General features: G+C 48.2%; 8 protein-coding genes. All 8 read left to right on the top strand.

Annotation, left to right across the window (positions count from 1 at the left end; all coding sequences use genetic code 11):
- Nucleotides 1-33 precede the first annotated feature (33 nt).
- The 8 genes from ACO6UY_RS10910 to ACO6UY_RS10875 all read left to right on the top strand — a co-directional run bounded on the left by ACO6UY_RS10910 (nucleotide 34) and on the right by ACO6UY_RS10875 (nucleotide 20,108).
- Nucleotides 34-3,051, top strand: a complete 3,018-nt coding sequence (locus tag ACO6UY_RS10910; RefSeq protein ID WP_422449591.1) for a DUF1601 domain-containing protein — start codon at nucleotides 34-36, stop codon at nucleotides 3,049-3,051.
- Between the two features lie 53 nt (nucleotides 3,052-3,104).
- Nucleotides 3,105-5,969, top strand: coding sequence for an RAP domain-containing protein (locus tag ACO6UY_RS10905; protein WP_422449592.1), 2,865 nt, complete (start codon nucleotides 3,105-3,107; stop codon nucleotides 5,967-5,969).
- A gap of 53 nt (nucleotides 5,970-6,022) precedes the next feature.
- On the top strand, nucleotides 6,023-7,354 hold the full coding sequence (locus tag ACO6UY_RS10900) for a hypothetical protein (protein WP_422489923.1): 1,332 nt from the start codon (nucleotides 6,023-6,025) through the stop codon (nucleotides 7,352-7,354).
- 50 nt (nucleotides 7,355-7,404) lie between these two features.
- On the top strand, nucleotides 7,405-7,644 hold the full coding sequence (locus ACO6UY_RS10895) for a hypothetical protein (RefSeq protein ID WP_422489921.1): 240 nt from the start codon (nucleotides 7,405-7,407) through the stop codon (nucleotides 7,642-7,644).
- A gap of 52 nt (nucleotides 7,645-7,696) precedes the next feature.
- Nucleotides 7,697-10,717: a DUF1601 domain-containing protein gene (locus tag ACO6UY_RS10890; RefSeq protein WP_422449594.1), complete on the top strand. Its 3,021-nt coding sequence runs from the start codon at nucleotides 7,697-7,699 to the stop codon at nucleotides 10,715-10,717.
- A 53-nt stretch (nucleotides 10,718-10,770) separates the two neighbouring features.
- Nucleotides 10,771-13,644 carry a DUF1601 domain-containing protein gene (locus tag ACO6UY_RS10885; protein ID WP_422449595.1) on the top strand — a complete coding sequence of 958 codons (2,874 nt, stop codon included), beginning with the start codon at nucleotides 10,771-10,773 and terminating at the stop codon, nucleotides 13,642-13,644.
- Between the two features lie 78 nt (nucleotides 13,645-13,722).
- A complete protein-coding gene (locus tag ACO6UY_RS10880; RefSeq protein ID WP_422449596.1) occupies nucleotides 13,723-16,980 on the top strand; it encodes an RAP domain-containing protein in 3,258 nt (1,085 codons plus the stop codon).
- A gap of 119 nt (nucleotides 16,981-17,099) precedes the next feature.
- Nucleotides 17,100-20,108 carry an RAP domain-containing protein gene (locus ACO6UY_RS10875; protein WP_422449597.1) on the top strand — a complete coding sequence of 1,003 codons (3,009 nt, stop codon included), beginning with the start codon at nucleotides 17,100-17,102 and terminating at the stop codon, nucleotides 20,106-20,108.
- Nucleotides 20,109-20,130: the final 22 nt, after the last annotated feature.

The raw sequence follows: 20,130 nt of genomic DNA, 5'->3' as shown, positions 1-20,130 counted from the left end.
TTTATATTTTCCATGAATTAATGAAATATAATTATGGACAGAGGCGGTGCTGGTATAAGTTGGAAATACACAACTTCAGGTAATGATTATAAACGACCGGATGATCATGCCGGTGCTTCAGGGAGTGGGCAATACAGGTATGCCACAGTCGGTCAGGTGAATGTGCCACGCCCCTATCTCCGGAAGCATAATGAATGTCATCCTGCTTCTGACGCCTGCTCTGCTAACCATCCACCAGGAACCCATCCACCAGGACATTCAATAAAACCTGTTCATGGTTTTAATGCTCTCATCACACCAGAAAAAATGGATTGGCTGGTGAGAATATCTGCTCGTTCTGGTGATCACTATGATGGTAAAACACACAGTCAATTTGCCACTTTAATCAAACAATACACATCAAAGGCAAAACGACCATTAAATCATAGTGAACAACGCCAACTGATACCATTGTTGCACGATTTTAAAGTAACACCCGGGTGGACCTGGCGAAGCCTGACAACAACGCTTCATTCATTTACTTCAGCGGGTGTTTTGACCCCTCATAAATACATGAATAAGGGGGATAGAGAAACTCAAGCCGCTTTACTGTCAAATTTACTTGATGCAGTAATACATAAGTGCAACCAAAAACCTGAAACCAGAGATATTGATGCACAAGGTGCCGCCAACCTGCTGTGGGCCCTGGCGAAACTGGTGAACAATGGGCTGGAGCTGGAGAAGACACCGAAGCTCAAAGGGGCCGTGGCCGCGCTGTTGCCCCTTGTGCAATCCAAAGCCGAATCAAAAGTAGACCACTTCAATCCACAGGAGGTCACCAACCTGCTGTGGGCCGTGGCAAAACTGGTGGACAACGGGTTGGAGCTGGATAAGACACCAAAGCTCGAAGAGGCTGTGGCCGCGATGTTGCCCCATGTGAAAACCAAAGCCGAATCAAAGAAAGAGCATTTCAACACTCAAGGTGTCACCAACCTGCAGTGGGCCGTGGCGAAACTGGTGGGCAACGGGTTGGAACTGGATAAGACACCGATGCTCAAAGAGGCTGTGGCCGCACTTTTGTGCCATGTGAAAACCAAAGCCGAATCAAAAGAAGAGAAAGACCACTTCAAGCCACAAGAAGTCGCCAACCTGCTGTGGGCCGTGGCGAAACTGGTGGACAACGGGTTGGAGCTGGATAAGACACCGATGCTCAAAGAGGCCGTGGCCGCACTTTTGTGCCATGTGAAAACCAAAGCCGAATCAAAAGATGAGAAAGACCACTTTATTCCTCAGCATATCGCCAACCTGCTGTGGGCCCTGGCGAAACTGGTGGACAACGGGCTGGAGAAGACATCGAAGCTCAAAGAGGTCGTGGCCGCGCTGTTGCACCATGTGAAAACCAAAGCCGAATCAAAAGAAGAGCAAGGCCACTTCAATCCACAGGAAGTCACCAACCTGCTGTGGGCCGTGGCAAAACTGGTGGACAACGGACTGGAGCTGGAGAAGACACTGAAGCTCAAAGAGGCTGTGCACGCGCTATTGCCCCATGTGAAAACCAAAGCCGAATCAAAAAAAGAGAAAGACCACTTAAAGCCACAGGAAGTCGCGAACCTGCTGTGGGCTGTGGCGAAACTGGTGGACAACGGGCTGGAGAAGACAGCGAAGCTGAAAGAGGCCGTGGCCGCGCTGTTGCCCCATGTGAAAACCAAAGCCGACTCAAAAGAAGAGAAAGACCACTTTATGCCACAGGAAGCCGCGAACGTGCTGTGGGCCTTGGCGAAACTGGTGGAAAACGGGTTGGAGCTGAAAAAGACAGCGAAGCTGAAAGAGGCCGTGGCCGCGCTGTTGCCCCATGTGAAAACCAAAGCCGACTCAAAAGAAGAGAAAGACCACTTCAAGCCGCAGGAAGTCACCAACCTGCTGTGGGCCTTGGCGAAACTGGTGGACAATGGGTTGAAGCTGGACAAGATGCCGAAGCTCAAAGAGGCCGTGACCGCGCTGTTGCCCCATGTGAAAACCAAAGCCGAATCAAAAAAAGAGAAAGACCACTTCAAGCCACAGGAAGTCGCCAACCTGCTGTGGGCCTTGGCGAAACTGGTGGGCAGCGGGCTCGAGCTGGAGAAGACAGCAAAGCTCAAAGAGGCTCTGGTCACGCTGTTGTACAATGTGAAAACCAAAGCTGAATCAAAAGAAGAGAGAAGTCACTTCAATACTCAAGGTACCATCAATCTGCTGTGGGCCCTGGCGAAACTGGGTGAGGCCATTGAGCCGAGCCTGATTAAATCTACGTTTGATTTTCTTGTTGACCGAATCAGTAAAAACACGCAACTTTCTCAGCAATATCTATCGATGTCTCTCTGGGGAGTCATGGTATTCTGTGCCAGAGTTTATCTGGACTCAGGCAGGAATAATAAAAACCCGCTTGAAAAGCACATTGGTGAACTATTTTCTCGCCTGGGAAATACATCCCCGGACAATATAGAGGTTCAAACCGTTATTGCCATGGCCGCAAGTTGGCTTGGCAGACCATGTCCGGTGGTCCCCCATTACCGGACAGTCATTTCCGAATCACAATCCGCTTTCTGCGATCAACTCCAATCAAGCCTTCCGTCTCTGACGATAGAAGAAGAAAAGAGTCTGAACACATTACCTCCGGTTGACCTGCTGCTGCCAGATTACAAAGTGGTTATCGACGTTCAGGGACCAGTTCATTACGTGAGTGGTGATTTCACAACCAGGAATGGCTCGACGTTGCTGAAAATCGCCCTGCTGCAGAAATTGGGATTTGAGGTCATTGAAATCCCGGTGAACAAGATTGATAACCAGGATTCAATCAAAACAGTTATTGAGCAAATAAAGGCAAAGTTAGCCGTCCTGCCAAAGGCTCACGGCTCTGTGTCTCTTAACAGCGGCGAGTGGGTGGCAGACGAGGCATATTTTACTGCCGATGATGGAGGGCAATTTTCAGATGACTGTTATTTTACCGCCGAAGAATATTTAGAAGAGCAAACCAAAAAGCCCAAAAAAAGAAAAAGGAAGAGAAAAAAGCGAGTAAAAACTGCTGCCTGCTGATGCCCTGGAATAGTCTATTTTTTATATTTTCAATGAATTAATGAAATATAATTATGGACAGAGGTGGTGCTGGTATAAGTTGGAAATACACAACATCAGGTAATGATTATAAACGACCGGATGATCATGCCGGTGCTTCAGGAAGTGGGCAATACAGGTATGCCAAAGTCAGGCAGGTGAATGTACCACGCCCCTATCTCCGGAAGCATAATGAATGTCATCCTGCTTCTGACGCCTGCTCTGCTAACCATCCATCAGGACATTCAATAAAACCTGTTCATGGTTTTAATGCTCTCATCACACCAGAAAAAATGGATTGGCTGGTGAGGATATCTGCTCGTTATGGTGATCACTATGATGGTAAAACACACAGTCAATTTGCCTGTTCAATCAAACAATACACATCAGGGGCAAAACGATTATTAAATCAAAGTGAACAACACCAACTGATACCATTGTTGCACGATTTTAAAGTGACACCCGGGTGGACCTGGCGAAGCCTGACAACAACGCTTCATTCATTTTCTTCAGCGGGTGTTTTGACCCCTCATAAATACATGAATAAGGGGGATAGAGAAACTCAAGCAGCTTTACTGTCAAATTTACTTGATGCAGTAATACTTAAGTGCAACCAAAAACCTGAAACCAGGGATATTGATGCACAAGGTGCCGCCAACCTGCTGTGGGCCCTGGCGAAACTGGTGAGCAATGGGCTGGAGCTGGAGAAGACACCGAAGCTCAAAGAGGCGGTGGCCGCGCTGTTGCCCCAGGTAAAAACCAAAGCCGAATCAAAAGCAGAGAAAGACCATTTCAAGCCACAGGAAGTCGCGAACCTGCTGTGGGCCATGGCGAAATTGGTGGACAACGGACTGGAGCTAAAGAAGACAACGCAGCTCAAAGAGGCCGTGGCCGCGCTGTTACTCCAGGTAAAAACCAAAGCCGAATCAAAAGCAGAGAAAGACCACTTTAATGCCCAGCATATCGCCAACCTGCTGTGGGCCGTGGCGAAATTGGTGGACAACGGGCTGGAGTTGGAGAAGACACCGAAGCTCAAAGAGGCCTTGGCTGCGCTGCTGCCCCAAGTGAAAACCAACGCCGAAGCAAAAGAAGAGAACGACCACTTCAAGATACAGGAAGTCGCCAATCTATATTGGGCCGTGGCGAAACTGGTGGACAATGGGCTGGAGCTGGAGAAGACACCGAAGGTCAAAGAGGCTGTGGCCGCATTGTTGCCCCATTTGAAAGCCAAAGCCCAGGCAAAAGAAGAGAAGGAACACTTTATTGCTCAGCATATCTCCAACCTGCTGTGGGCCCTGGCGAAACTGATAGACAACGGGCTGGAACTGGAGAAGACACCAAAGCTCAAAGAGGCCGTGGCCGCGCTGCTGCCCAAGGTGAAAAAAAAAGCTGAATCAAAAGAAGAGAAAGACCACTTTATTCCTCAGCATATCGTCAATCTGCTGTGGGCCGTGGCGAAACTGGTGGACAACGGGCTGGAGCTGAAGAAGACAGCGAAACTCAGAGAGGCCGTGGCCGCGCTATTAGCCCATGTGAAAATCAAAGCCGAATCAAAAAAAGAGAAAGACCGCTTTATGTCTCAACATATCTCCAACCTGCTGTGGGCCATGGCGAAATTGGTGGACAACGGACTGGAGCTGAAGAAGACAGCGAAGCTCAAAGAGGCCCTGGTTGCACTGCTGCCTCAGGTGAAAATCAAAGCCGAATCAAAAGAAGAGAAAGACCACTTCAAGTCACAGGCAGTCGCCAACCTGCTGTGGGCGCTGGCGAAACTGGTGGACAACGGGCTGAGGAACACACCGAAGCTCAATGAGGTCTTGGCCGCACTGTTGCCCCATGTGAAAACCAAAGCTGAATCAAAAAAAGAGAAAGACCACTTCAACAATCAAGGCAGCATCAACCTGCTGTGGGCCTTGGCAACACTGTTGGACGACGGGCTGGTGCTGGAGAAGACAGCGAATCTTAAAGAGGTGGTGTCTGTGCTGTTGTATCATGTGAAAACCAAAGCGGAATCAAAAGAAGAGAGAAACGACTTCAACACTCAAGGTACCATCAACCTGCTGTGGGCCATGGCGAAACTGGGTGAGGCCATTGAGCTGAACCTGGTTCAATCTATGTTCGATTTTCTTGTCGACAGAATCAGTAAAATCCGTCAACTCTCTCAGCAAAATATATCGATGTCGCTCTGGGGAGTCATGGTATTTTGTGCCAGGTTTTATCTGGACTCAGGCAGCAATGATAAACACTCGCTTGAAAAGCACATAGGTGAACTATTTTCCTGCCTGGTCAATACACCCCCGGGCAATATACAGGTTCAATCCGTCATGGCCATGGCCGCAAGCTGGCTTGACAGAGAGTGTCCGGTGGTACCCCATTACCAGACAGTCATTTCAGAATTGCAATCCACTTTCCGCGATCAACTCCAATCAAGCCTTCCGTTGTTGAAGATTGAAGAAGAAAAGAGTCTGAACTCATTACCTCCGGTTGACCTGCTGCTGCCAGATTACAAAGTGGTTATCGACGTTCAGGGACCTTTTCATTACGTGAGTGGTGATTTCAAAACCAGGAATGGCTCGACGTTGCTGAAAATCGCCCTGCTGCAAAAATTAGGATTTGAGGTCATTGAAATCCCGGTGAACAAGATTGATAACCAGGATTCAATGAAAACAGTTATTGAGCAAATCAAGGCAAAGTTAGCCGTCCCGCCAGAGGCCCATGGCTCTGTGTCACGTAATAGCGGCGAGTGGGTGGCAGATGAGGCATATTTTACTGCCGATGATGGAGGGCAATTTTCAGATGACTGTTATTTTACCGCCGAAGAATATTTAGAAGAGCAAACCAAAAAGCCCAAAAAAAGAAAAAGGAAGAGAAAAAGGCCAGTAAAAACTGCTGCCTGCTGATGCCCTGGAATAGTCTACTTTTTATATTTTCCATGAATTAATGAAATATAATTATGGACAGAGGTGGTTCTGGTATAAGTTGGAAAAACACAACATCAGGTAATGATTACAAAAAAACAGACGTTCAGGCCACTGCTTCAGGGAGTGGGCAATACAGGCATGGCACAGTCAGAAAGGTGAATGTGCCACTGTCCTATATCCAGAAACGTAATGAAGGTCATCCTGCTTCTGACGCCTGCTCTGCTAACCATCCACCAGGATATTCAGTAAAACCTGTTCATGGTTTTAATACTCTCATCACACCAGAAAAAATGGATTGGCTGGCGGGGATATCTGCTCATTATGGTGATCACTATGATGGTAAAACACACAGTCAATTTGCCTGTTCAATCAAACGGTACACATCCGGGGGAAAACGACCATTAAATCATAGTGAACAGCGCCAACTGATACCATTGTTGCACGATTTTAAAGTGACACCCGGGTGGACCTGGCGAAGCCTGACAACAACACTTCATTCATTTACTTCAGCGGGTGTTTTGATCCCTCATAAATATATGAATAAGGGGGATAGGGAAACTCAAGCCGCTTTACTGACAAATTTACTTGATGCAGTAATAAATACGTGCAACCAAAAACCTGAAGCCTGGGATATTGATGTACAAGGTGTCGCCAACCTGCTGTGGGCCCTGGCGAAACTGGTGGACAACGGGCTTGAGCTGGAGAAGACAGAAAAGCTCAAAGAGGCCCTGGCCACGCTGTTGTACCATGTGAAAACCAAAGCCGAAGCAAAAGAAGAAGGAAGTCTCTTCAATACTCAAGGTACCGTCAGTCTGCTTTGGACCCTGGGGAAACTGGGTGAGGCCATTGAGCCGAACCTGATTAACTCTACGTTCGGTTTTCTTGTTGACCGAATCAGTAAAAACCCTCAACTCTCTCAGCAATATATATCGATGTCTCTCTGGGGAGTCATGGCATTCTGCGCCAGAGTTTATCTGGACTCAGGCAGGAATAATAAAAACCCGCTGGAAAAGCACATAGGTGAACTATTTTCTCGCCTGGGAAATACATCCCCGGACAATATAGAGGTTCAAACCGTCATTGCCATGGCCGCAAGCTGGCTTGGCAGAGCATGTCCGGTGGTCCCCTATTACCGGACAGTCATTTCCGAACCACAATCCGCTTTCTGTGATCAACTCCAATCAAGCCTTCCGTCTTTGACGATAGAAGAAGAAAAGAGTCTGAACTCATTACCTCCGGTTGACCTGCTGCTGTCAGATTACAACACGGTTATTGATGTTCAGGGACCTTCTCATTACGTGAGTGGTGATTTCAAAACCAGGAATGGCTCGACGTTGCTGAAAATCGCCCTGCTGAAAAATTAGGATTTGAGGTTATTGAAATCCCGGTGAAAAAGCTTGATAACCAGGATTCAATGAACATAGTTATTGAGCAAATCAAGGCAAAGTATGCCGTCCTGCCAAAGGCTCATGGCTCTGTGTCACTTAACAGCGGCGAGTGGGTGGCAGATGAGGCATATTTTACTGCCGATGATGGAGGGCAATTTTCAGATGACTGTTATTTTACCGCCGAGGAATATTTAGAAGAGCAAACCAAAAAGCCCAAAAAAAGAAAAAGGAAGAGAAACAGGCCAGTAAAAACTGCTGCCTGCTGATGCCGTAGAATAGTCTATTTTTATATTTTCCATGAATTAATGAAATGTAATTATGGACAGAGGTAGTTCTGGTATAAGTTGGAAATACACAACATCAGGTAATGATTATAAACGACCAGATGATAATGCCGGTGCTTCAGGGAGCGGGCAATACAGATATGGCACAGTCAGGCAGGTGAATGCGTCACTTCGCTATACCCAGAAGCATAATGAATGTCATCCTGCTTCTGACGCCTGTTCTGCTAACCATCCACCAGGGCATTCAATAAAACCTGTTCACGGTTTTAATGCCCTCATCACACCAGAAAAAATGGATTGGCTGGCGGAGATATCTGCTCGTTATGGTGACCTATATGATGGTAGAAATCATGGTCAATTTGCCTGTTCAATCAAACAGTACACATCAGGGGGAAAACGACCATTAAATCATAGTGAACAACGCCAACTGATACCATTGTTGCACGATTTTAAAGTGATACCCGGGTGGACCTGGCGAAGCCTGACAACAACGTTTCATTCATTTACTTCAGCGGGTGTTTTGACCCCTCATAAATACATGAATAAGGGGGATAGGGAAACTCAAGCCGCTTTACTGTCAAGTTTACTTGATGCAGTAATACATAAGTGCAACCAAAAACCTGAAACCAGGGATATTGATGCACAAGGTGCCGCCAACCTGCTGTGGGCCTTGGTAAAACTGGTGGACAATGGGCTGGATCTGCACAAGACAGCGAAGCTCGAAAAAGCCGTGGTCGCGCTGTTGCCACATGTGCAAACCAAAGCCGAATCAAAAGAAGAAAAAGATCACTTTATTCCTCAGCATATCGCCATCCTGTTGTGGGCTTTGGCGAAGCTGGTGGGCAACGGGCTGAATCTGGAGCAAACACCGAAGCTCAAAGAGACCGTGGTCGCGCTGTTGCCTCATGTGACAACCAAAGCCGATTCAAAGAAGGAGCACTTCAACACTCAGGGTACCGCCAACCTGCTGTGGGCCTTGGCGAAACTGGTGGACAACGGGCTGAAACTGGAGAAAACACCGAAGCTCAAAGAGGCTGTGGCCGCGCTGTTGTACCAAGTGATAACCAAAGCCAAATCAAAACAAGAGAAAGACCTCTTCAATCCACAGGAATTCACCAATCTACTGTGGGCGGTGACGAAACTGGTGGACAATGGTCTGGAGCTTGAGAAAACACCGAAGCTGAAAGAAGCCGTGGTTGCGGTGTTACCCCATGTTAAAACCAAAGCCGAATCAAAAGAAGAGAAAGGCCAATTCAACACTCAGGGTATCGCCAACCTGCTGTGGGCCTTGGCGAAACTGGTGGATTACGGGTTGGAGTTGAATAAGACAGCGCAGCTCAAAGAGGCTCTGGCCGCGCTGTTGCCCTATGTGAAAACCAAAGCCGAATCAAAAGAAGAGAAAGACCACTTCAAGCCACAGGGAGTCGCCAACCTGCTGTGGGCGGTAGCGAAACTCGTTGACAACGGGCTGGAGCTGGAGGAGACACCGACGCTGAAAGAGGCCGTGGCCGCGCTGTTGCCCTATGTGAAAAGCAAAGCCGAAGCAAAAGAAGAGAAAGACGGCTTCAAGCCACAGGGAGTCGCCAACGTGCTGTGGGCGGTAGCGAAACTCGTTGATAACGGGCTGGAGCTGGAGAAGACACCGAAGCTGAAAGAGGCCGTGGCCGCACTGTTGCCCCATGTGAAAAGCAAAGCCGAATCAAAAGAAGAGAAAGGCCGCTTGAACGCTCAAGCTATCGTGAACCTGCTGTGGGCCGTGGCGAAATTGGTGGACAACGGGCTGGAGCTGGAGAAGACACCGAAGCTCAAAGAGACTGTGACCACTCTGCTGCCTCATGTGAAAAGCAAAGCCGAATCAAAAGAAGAGAAAGGCCACTTTATTCCTCAGCATATCGCCAACCTGCTGTGGGCCGTGGCGAAACTGGTGGACAACGGGCTGGAACTTGAGAAAACACCAAAGCTCAAAGAAACCGTCGTCGCGCTGCTGCCCTATGTGACAACCAAAGCCGAATCAAAAGAAGAGAAAGACCACTTCAAGCCACAGGAAGTCGCCAACCTGCTGTGGGCCGTGACGAAACTGGTGGGCAACGGGCTCGAGCTGGAGAAGACAGCAAAGCTCAAAGAGGCCCTGGCCACGCTGTTGTACCATGTGAAAACCAAAGCCGAAGCAAAAGAAGAGAGAAGTCAATTCAATACTCAAGGTACCATCAATCTGCTGTGGACCCTGGCGAAACTGGGTGAGGCCATTGAGCCGGACCTGATTAAATCTACGTTCGATTTTCTTGTTGGCCGAATCAGTAAAAACCCTCAACTCTCTGAGCAAAATATATCGATGTCTCTCTGGGGAGTCATGGTATTCTGCGCCAGAGTTTATCTGGACTCAGGCAGGAATAATAAAAACCCGCTTGAAAAGCACATAGGTGAACTATTTTCTCGCCTGGGAAATACATCCCCGAACAATACAGAGGTTCAAACCGTTATTGCCATGGCCGCAAGTTGGCTTGGCAGAGCATGCCCGGTGGTCCCCCATTACCGGACAGTCATTTCCGAAGCACAATCCGCTTTCTGCGATCAACTCCAATCAAGTCTTCCGTCTTTGACGATAGAAGAAGAAAAGAGTCTGAACTCATTACCTCCGGTTGACCTGCTGCTGCCAGATTACAACACGGTTATTGCCGTTCAGGGACCTTCTCATTACGTGAGTGGTGATTTCAAAACCAGGAATGGTTCGACTTTGTTGAAAATCGCCCTGCTGCAAAAATTAGGATTTGAGGTTATTGAAATCCCGGTGAACAAGATTGATAACCAAGAGTCAATGAACATAGTTATTGAGCAAGTAAAGGCAAAGTTAGCCATCCTGCCAGAAGCTCATGGCTCTGTGCCACTTAACAGCGGCGAATGGACGGCAGACGAGGAATATTTTACTGCCGATGATGGAGGGCAATTGTCAGATGACTGTTATTTTACCGCTGAAGAATATTTAGAAGAGCAAACCAAAAAGCCCAAAAAGAGAAAAAGGAAGAGAAAAAGGTCAGTAAAAACTGCTGCCTGCTAATGTCGTAGAGTAGTCTATTTTTTATATTTTCCATGAATTAATGAAATATAATTATGGACAGAAGTGGTTCTGGTATAAGTTGGAAAAACACAACATCAGGTAATGATTACAAAAAAAAAGACGTTCAGGCCACTGCTTCAGGGAGTGGGCAATACAGGCATGGCACAGTCAGAAAGGTGAATGTGCCACTGTCCTATATCCAGAAACGCAGTGAAGGTCATCCTGCTTCTGACGCCTGCTCTGCTAATCATCTACCAGGACACTCAGTAAAACCTGTTCATGGTTTTAATACTCTCATCACACCAGAAAAAATGGATTGGCTGGCGGGGATATCTGCTCGTTATGGTGACCTCTATGATGGTAGAAATCATGGTCAATTTGCCTGTTCAATCAAACGGTACACATCAGGGGCAAAACGACCATTAAATCATAATGAACAACGCCAACTGATACCATTGTTGCACGATTTTAAAGTGACACCCGGGTGGTCCTGGCGAAGTCTGACAACAACGCTGCATTCATTTACGTCCGCGGGTGTTTTTACCCCTCATAAATACGGGTATGGGGAAACTCAAGCCGCTTTACTGTCAACGTTACTTGATGCATTAATCCTTAAGTGCAACCAAAAAACTGAAGCCAGTGATATTGATGTACAAGGTATCGCCAACCTGCTGTGGGCCTCGGCAAAACTGGTGGACAATGGGCTGGTGCTGGAGAAGGTGCCGAAGCTGAAAGAGGCCGTGGCCGCGCTGTTGCCCCTGGTGAAAAACAAAGCTGAATCAACAGAAGAGAAAGACCACTTTATGCCTCAGCATATCGCCAATCTGCTGTGGGCCCTGGCAAAACTGGTGGACAACGGGCTGGAACTGAAGAAGACAGCGGAGCCCAGAGAGGCCGTGGCCGCGCTGTTGCCCCATGTGAAAACCAAAGCCGAATCAAAAAAAGAGAAAGACCACTTCAAGCCACAGGAAGTCGCCAATCTACTGTGGGCCATGGCGAAACTGGTGGACAATGGTCTGAAGCTGGAGAAGACGCCGAAGCTCAAAAAGGCCGTGGCTGCGCTGTTGCCCCATGTGAAAACCAACGCCGAATCAAAAGAAGAGAAAGACCACTTCAATATTCAAGGTATCGCTAACCTGTTGTGGGCCCTGGCGAAACTTGTGGATAACGGGCTGGAGCTGGAGACGACAGCAAAACTCAAAGAGGCCTTGACCGCGCTATTGCCCCATGTGAAAACCAGGGCCGAATCAAAAGAAGAGAAAGACCATTTTATCCCTCAGCATATGGTCAACCTGCTGTGGGCTGTGGCGAAACTGGTGGACAACGGTCTGGAGCTGGCGAAAACACCGAAGCTGAAAGAGGCCGTGTCAGCGCTGTTACCCTATGTGAAAACCAACGCCGAATCAAAAGAAGAGAAAGACCACTTCAACACTCAAGGTATTACCAACCTGCTGTGGGCGGTAGCGAAGCTGGTGGACAACGGGCTGAAGCTTGCGAAGACACCGAAGATCAAAGAGGTTGTGGCGGCACTGTTGCCCCATGTGAAAACCAAAGTCGGATCAAAAGTAGACCACTTCAAGCTGCAGGAAGTCACCAATTTGCTGTGGGCGGTAGCGAAGCTGGTAGACAATGGGCTGAAGCTGGAGAAGATGCCGGAGTTGAAAGAGGCCGTGGCTGCGCTGTTGCCCCACGTGCAAACCAAAGCCGAATCAAAAAAAGAGAAAGACCCATTCAAACCACAGGACGTCACTAATCTACTGTGGGCCGTGGCGAAACTGTTGGACAACGGGCTGGAGCTGGAGAAGACACCGAAGCTCAAAGAGGCCGTGGCCGCACTGTTGCCCCATGTTAAAACCAAAGCTGAATCAGGAGAAGAGAAAGACCACTTTATTCCTCAGCATATTGCCAATCTGCTGTGGGCCATGGCGAAATTGGTGGACAACGGGCTAGAACTTGAGGAAACAGCAAAGCTCAAAGAAGCCGTCGTCGCGCTGCTGCCCTATGTGACAACCAAAGCTGAATCAAAAGAAGAGAGAGGCCTCTTCAATACTCAAGGTACCGTCAATCTGCTGTGGGCCCTGGCGAAACTGGGTGAGGCCATTGAGCCGAACCTGATGAAATCGACGTTCGATTCTCTTGTCGACAGAATCAGTAAACACCCTCAACTCTCTCAGCAAGATATATCGATGTTTCTCTGGGGAGTTATGGTATTTTGTGCCAGGGTTTATCTGGACTCAGGTAGCAGTGATAAAAATCCGCTGGAAAAGCACATAGGTGAACTATTTTCTCGCCTGGGAAATACATCCCCGGACAATACAGAGGTTCAAACCGTTATTGCCATGGCCGCAAGTTGGCTTGGCAGAGCATGTCCGGTGGACCCCCATTACCGGACAGTCATTTCCGAATCACAATCCGCTTTCTTCGAGCAACTCCAATCAAGCCTTCCGTCTTTGACGATAGAAGAAGAAAAGAGTCTGAACTCATTACCTCCGGTTGACCTGCTGTTGCCAGATTACAACACGGTTATTGACGTTCAGGGGCCTTCTCATTACGTGAGTGGTGATTTCAAAACCAGGAATGGCTCGACGTTGCTGAAAATCGCCCTGCTGCAAAAAGCAGGATATGAGGTCATTGAAATCCCGGTGAACAAGCTTGATAACCAGGATTCAATGAAAACAGTTATTGAGCAAATCAAGGCAAAGCTAGCCGTCCTGCCAGAGGCTCATGGCTCTGTGTCACTTAACAGCGGCGAGTGGGCGGCAGACGAGGCATATTTTACTGCCGATGATGGAGGGCAGTTTTCAGATGACTGTTATTTTACTGCCGAAGAGTATTTAGAAGAGAAAACAGGTAAACCAAAACGAAAAAGGAAGAGAAAAAAGCCGGTGAAAACCCATTTACTCAAGCGGCAATTACACAGGAGTTGATGGACATTTAAGCAAGATGGGCTAAAAACAAGCCAGTAGTCTACTTTTATATTTTCCATGAATTAATGAAATATAAATATGGATAGAGGCGGTGCTGGTATAAGTTGGAAATACACGACATCAGGTAATGATTATAAACAATCGGAGGGTCATGGCGATTCTTCAAGGAACAGGCGATATCGACATCGCACAGCCAGGCAGGCGAATACGCCACCCCCCTATATCCCGGGGCGTAATGAATTTTATCGTGCTTCTGGTGCCTGCTCTGCTGACTATCCGCCAAGATATTCAGTAAAACCTGTTGATGATTTTAATACTCTCGTTACTCAAGAAAAAATGGATTGGCTGGCAAAGGTATCTGCCCATTACGGTAATCGCTACGATGGGAAAAAACACAGTCAATTTACCACTTTAATTAAACAATACACATTAGCGTCACAACGACCTTTAAATCACAGTGAACAACGTCAACTGATACCACTGTTACACGATTTTAAAGCGACACCCCGGTGGAGCTGGCGAAGCCTGACGACAACGTTTCATTCATTTACTTCGGCGGGTGTTTTTACCCCTCATAAATACATGGATGCGTGGGTTAAGGAAACTCAAGCTGCTCTACTGTCAAATTTGCTTGATCTGGTAATACTTAAGTGCAACCAGGAAACCAGGGATATTGATGCACTGGGTGCCGTCAACCTGATGTGGGCCCTGGCGAAACTGGTGGACAATGGGCTGGTACTGAAGAAAACACCGAAGCTGAAAGAGGCCGTGGCCGCGCTGTTGCCCTATGCGAAAATCAAAGCCGAATCAAAAGAAGAGAACGACCACTTTATTCCCAAGCGCATCGCCAGCCTGCTGTGGTCTGTGGCAAAACTGGTGGACAACGGGCTGGAACTGAAGAAGACACCGAAGCTCCAGGAGGCTGTGGCCACGTTGTTGCACCAGGTGAAAACCAGAGCGGAATCAAAAGAGAAGAAAGACCACTTCAACACTCAAGGTAACGCCAACCTGATGTGGGCCGTGGCGAAACTGGTGGACAACGGGCTGGAGCTGGAGAAGACACCGTTGCTCAAAGAGGCCGTGGCGGTAATTTTGTACAATGTGACAACCAACGCCAGATTAAAAGAAGAGAGAGACCACTTTATTCCTCAGCATATCACCAACCTGCTGTGGGCCGTGGCAAAACTGGTGGACAACGGACTGCAAAAGACACTGAAGCTCAAAGAGGCCGTGGTCGCGCTGTTGCCCCATGTAAAAACCACAGCCGAATCAAAAGAGGAGAAAGACCACTTTAACACTCAAACTGCCACCAACCTGCTGTGGGCCTTGGCGAAACTGGTGGACCACGGACTGAAGCTGGAGAACACACCGAAGCTGAAAGAGGTTGTGGCCGTGCTGTTGTCCCATGTGAAAGCCAAAGCCGAATCAAAAGAAGAGAAAGACCACTTCACGCCACAGGAAGTTGCCAATCTATATTGGGCCGTGGCGAAACTGGTGGACCATGGGCTGGCGCTGGAGAAGACACCGAAGCTCAAAGAGGCTGTTGCCGCACTTTTGCTGCATATTAAGGCCAAAGCCAAATCAAACGAAGAGAAGGAATACTTTATTTCCCAGCATATCTCCAACATGATGTGGGCCTTGGCGAAACTGGTGGACAATGGGCTGGAGAAAACACCGGAGCTCAAAGAGGTGGTGGCTGTGCTGTTGCCCCATGTGGCAACCAAAGCCGAATCCAAAGAAGAGAAAGACCGCTTTATTCCTCAGCATATCGCCAATCTGCTGTGGGCCCTGGCGAAACTGGTGGACAACGGGCTGGAGCTGGAGAAGACACCGAAGGTCAAAGCAGCCCTGGCCGCGCTGTTGTACCATGTGAAAACCAAAGCCAAATCAAAAGAAGAAAAAGACCACTTTATTCCTCAGCAGATCACCAACCTGCTGTGGGCCATGGCGAAACTGGTGGACAACGGGCTGGAACTGGAGAAGACACCGAAGATCAAAGAAGCCCTGGCCGCGCTGTTGTACCACCTGAAAACCAAAGCCGAATTAAAAGAAGAGAAAAGCCAATTCCAGCCGCTGGAAGTCTCCAACCTGCTTTGGGCCCTGGCGAAACTGGTGGACAACGGACTGGAGCTGGAGCGCACACCCACACTTAAAGAGGTTGTGGCCAGGTTGTTGCCCCAAGTGAAAACCAAAGCCGAATCAAAAGAAAAGAAAGACTGCTTCAGTACTCAGGATATCGTTAACCTGCTTTGGGCCGTGGCGAAACTGGTGCACAACGGATTGGAGCTGGAGAGGACACCGAAGCTCAAAGAGGTCGTGGCCGCGCTGTTGCTTCATGTGACAACCAAAGCCGGATCAATAGAAGAGAAAAACCAATTTTCTCCTCAGAATATCGCCAACCTGCTGTGGGCCCTGGTGAAACTGGTGGAGAAGGGGTTGACACTGGGGAAAATATCGAAGCTTAAAGAGCCCGTGATCGCGCTGTTGCCCCATGTGCAAACCAAAGCCGAAGCAAAAGAAGACAAAGACCACTTAAAGCCAAAGGAAGTTGCCAATCTACTGTGGGCCCTTGCGAAAATGGGTGAGGCCATTGAGCTGAATCTGGTCCAATCTGTGATCAATTCTCTTGTCGATAGAATCACTGAAAACCCTCAGCTCTCTCAGCGAGATATACCGATGTCTCTCTGGGGAGTCCTGGTATTCTGTGCCAGATTTTATCTGCACTTCGGTAGCGATAGTAAAAATGCTCTTGAAAAGCGTATAGATGAACTGTTGTCTCGCCTGGAAATTCCACCCCCGTGCAATACAGAGGCTCCATTCATCATGGCCATGGCCGCAAGCTGGCTTGGGAGAGCCTGCCCGGTGGTGGTTCCCTATTACCGGTCAACCATTTCACAATCACAATCCATTTTTCGCGATCAACTCCGATTAAGCCTTCCGTCTTTGAAGATTGAAGAAGAGACGAGTCTGAACTCATTACCTCCTGTTGACCTGCTACTGCCAGATTACAACATAGTTATCGACATTCAGGGGCCTTCCCATTACGTGGGTGGTGATTTCAAAACCAGGAATGGCCCGACTTTGTTGAAAATCGCCCTGCTGCAAAAATTAGGGTTTGAGGTTATTGAAATCCCGGTGACAAAGCTGGATGACCAGGATTCAATGCAAAGCGTTATTGAGCAAATAAAGACAAAGTTAGCCATCCTGCGAGAGGACGATGGCCCTGTGTTACTGAACAGCGAGAAGACGGCAGAAGACGTATATGTTACTGCCGATGAAGAAGGGCAATTTTCCGATGACTGTTATTTTTCCACTGAAGAAGATTTAAGCAGTTAACCAAATGAAATCACAAAAAAGAGAAGCAGGAGGAGAACAAAGTCAGTAAAAACTACTGACTGATGATGCCATAGACTAGTCTACTTTTTATATTTTCCATGAATTGATGAAATATAATTATGGACAGAGGCGGTGCTGGTGTCAGTTGGCAATGCACAACATCAGGTAATGAATATAAAAAACCGGATGATCGTACCGATTTTGCAAAAAATGGGCGATACAGGCATGGCACAGTCAGGCAGGTGAATGCACCACTGCCCTATATCCAGAAGCGTAATGAACTTCATCCTGCTTCTGATGCCTGCTCTGCTAACCATTCACCAGGACACTCAATAAAACCTGATCATGGTTTTAATGCTCTCATCACCCAAGAAAAAATGGATTGGCTGGTGGGGGTATCTGCTCGTTATAGTGATCGCTATGATGGTAAAAAACACAGTCAATTTGCCACTTTAATTAAACAATACGCATCAGCGTCACAACGATCTTTAAATCACAGTGAACAACGCCGACTGATACCCTTGTTGCACGATTTTAAAACGACACCCGGGTGGACTTGGCGAAGCCTGGCGACAACGTTTCATTCATTTACTTCAGCGGGTGTTTTTACCCCTCATCAATACATGGATGAGTGGGTTAAGGAAGCTCAAGCTGATTTACTGTCAACTTTACTTGATCCAGTAATACTTAAGTGCAACCAAAAACCTGACGCCAGAGGTATTAATGCACAGGGTACCGTCAACCTGCTGTGGGCCGTAGCAAAACTGGTGGACAACGGGCTGGCGCTAGAGAAGACAGCGAAGCTGAAAGAGGCCGTGGTTGCGCTGTTGCCCCATGTGAAAACCAAAGCCGAAGTAAAAGAAGAGAAAGACTGCTTCAACACTCAAGGTACCACTAACCTGCTGTGGGCCTTGGCGAAACTGGTGGACAATGGGCTGGCGCTGGAGAAGACACCGAAGCTGAAAGAGGCCGTGGCTGCGCTGTTACCCCAGGTGAAAGCCAAAGCCGAATCAAAAGCAGAGAAAGACCGCGTTAACAATCAAGATACCGCTAATCTGCTGTGGGCCCTGGCGAAACTGGTGGACAACGGGCTGAAGCTGGAGAAGACGCCGAAGCTCAAAGAGGCCGTGGCTGCGCTGTTGCCCCATGTGAAAACCAAAGCTGAATCAAAACAAGAGAAAGACCACTCTATTCCTCAGCAGATCGCCAACCTGCTGTGGGCCCTGGCGAAACTGGTGGACAACGGTCTGGCACTGGAGAAGACAACGAATCTCAAAGAGGCCGTGGCTGCGCTAGTACACCTTGTGAAAACCAAAGCCGAATCCAAAAAAGAGAAAGACCACTTCAATCTACAGGAAGTCTCCAATCTACTGTGGGCCTTGGCAAAACTGGTGGACAACGGACTGGAGCTGGAGAATACAGCGAAGCTCAAAGAGGCCGTGGCTGCGCTAGTACACCTTGTGAAAACCAAAACCGAATCAAAAGAAGAGAAAGACCACTTCAGGCCACAGGCAGTCGCCAACCTGCTGTGGGCCGTGGCGAAACTGGTGGACAACGGTCTGGAGCTGGAGAAGACAACGAAGCTCAAAGAGGTTGTGGTCGCGCTGTTGCTCCAGGTGAAAATCAATGCAGAAGCAAAGAAAGACCACTTTATTCCTCAGCATATCGCCATCCTGCTGTGGGCCGTGGCAAAACTGGTAGACAATGGGCTGGAGAAGACAGCGAAGCTCAAAGAGGCCGTGAACGCGTTGTTGCCCCAGGTGGCAACCAGGGCCGAATCAAAAGAAGAGAAAGACCACTTCAAAACTCAAGGTATTGCCAACTTGCTGTGGGCCGTGGCGAAACTGGTGGATAACGGCCTGGCGCTGGGGAAGACAGTAATGCTCAAAGAGACCGTGGCCGTACTGTTGCCCCATGTGAAAATCAAAGCCGAATCAAAAGAAGAGAAAGACCACTTCAACCTGCAGGCAGTGGCCAACCTGCTGTGGGCAATGGCGAAACTGGTGGACAACGGGCTCGAGCTGGAGAAGACACCGAAGCTCAAAGAGGCCGTGGCCGCGCTGTTGCCCCAGGTGAAAACCAAAGCCGAATCAAAAGAAGAGAAAGACCGCTTCAAGTCTCAAGGTACCGTCAATCTGCTGTGGTCCGTGGTGATACTGGTGGACAACGGGCTGGAGCTGGAGAAAACACCGAAGCTCAAAGAGGCCCTGGCCGCGCTGTTGTACCATGTGAAAACCAAAGCCGAATCAAAAGAAGAGAAAGACCACTTCAACCCTCAAGGTACCGCCATCCTGCTCTGGGCCCTGGCGAAACTGGGTGAGGCCATTGAGCTGAACCTGATTAAATCTACGTTCGATGTTCTTGTTGACAGAATCAGTAAAACACCTCAGCTCTCTCAGCAAAGTATATTGATGTCTCTCTGGGGAGTCATGGTATTCTGTGCCAGGTTTTATCTGGAATCAGGCAGTAATGATAAACACTCCCTTGAAAAGCACATAGGCGAACTATTTTCTCGCCTGGAAATTACCTCCCCGGGCAATGAGGATCAATCCATCATTGCCATGGCAGCAAGTTGGCTTGGGAGATCGTGTCCGGTGGTTCCCGATTACCAGACATTCATTTCACAACCTCAGTCCACCCTCTGCGATCAACTCCAATCCAGTCTTCCTTCGTTGAAGATTGAAGAAGAAAAGAGTCTGAACTCATTACCTCCGGTTGACCTGCTACTGCCAGAGTACAACATGGTGATCGACGTTCAGGGACCTTCCCATTACGTGGGTGGTGATTTCAAAACCAGGAATGGGTCGACTTTGCTGAAAATCGCCCTGCTGCAAAAATCAGGATTTGAGGTCATTGAAATCCCGGTGACCAGTCTTGTGAACCAGGATTCAATAAAAATAGTTATTGAGCAAATAAAGACAAAGTTAGCCGTCCCGCCAAAGGCTTATGGTTCTTTGTTAAATAACAGCGGCGAGGGGGCAGAAGATGAGGCATACGTTACTGTCGATGAAGGAGGGGAATTTTCCGATGACTGTTATTTTACCGCCGAAGAATATTTAGAAGAGCCAACAGAAAAAACAAAAAAAAGAAACAGGAGGAGAAAAAAGTCAGTGAAAACGGCTGACTGATGATGCCATCGAGTAGTCTACT

The sequence above is a fragment of the Endozoicomonas sp. ALE010 genome, from assembly GCF_049310165.1.
In the GTDB taxonomy this organism is placed as follows: domain Bacteria; phylum Pseudomonadota; class Gammaproteobacteria; order Pseudomonadales; family Endozoicomonadaceae; genus Endozoicomonas.
Note: the sequence above shows the minus strand (reverse complement) of the source record. Positions and strands in the feature narration are given on the sequence as shown.

Excerpts from the sequence above, each read along its gene's own strand:
- ACO6UY_RS10910 (WP_422449591.1), top strand. The coding sequence starts at position 34 with ATGGACAGAGGCGGTGCTGGTATAAGTTGGAAATACACAACTTCAGGT.
- ACO6UY_RS10905 (WP_422449592.1), top strand. The coding sequence starts at position 3,105 with ATGGACAGAGGTGGTGCTGGTATAAGTTGGAAATACACAACATCAGGT.
- ACO6UY_RS10900 (WP_422489923.1), top strand. The coding sequence starts at position 6,023 with ATGGACAGAGGTGGTTCTGGTATAAGTTGGAAAAACACAACATCAGGT.
- ACO6UY_RS10895 (WP_422489921.1), top strand. The coding sequence starts at position 7,405 with ATGAACATAGTTATTGAGCAAATCAAGGCAAAGTATGCCGTCCTGCCA.
- ACO6UY_RS10890 (WP_422449594.1), top strand. The coding sequence starts at position 7,697 with ATGGACAGAGGTAGTTCTGGTATAAGTTGGAAATACACAACATCAGGT.
- ACO6UY_RS10885 (WP_422449595.1), top strand. The coding sequence starts at position 10,771 with ATGGACAGAAGTGGTTCTGGTATAAGTTGGAAAAACACAACATCAGGT.
- ACO6UY_RS10880 (WP_422449596.1), top strand. The coding sequence starts at position 13,723 with ATGGATAGAGGCGGTGCTGGTATAAGTTGGAAATACACGACATCAGGT.
- ACO6UY_RS10875 (WP_422449597.1), top strand. The coding sequence starts at position 17,100 with ATGGACAGAGGCGGTGCTGGTGTCAGTTGGCAATGCACAACATCAGGT.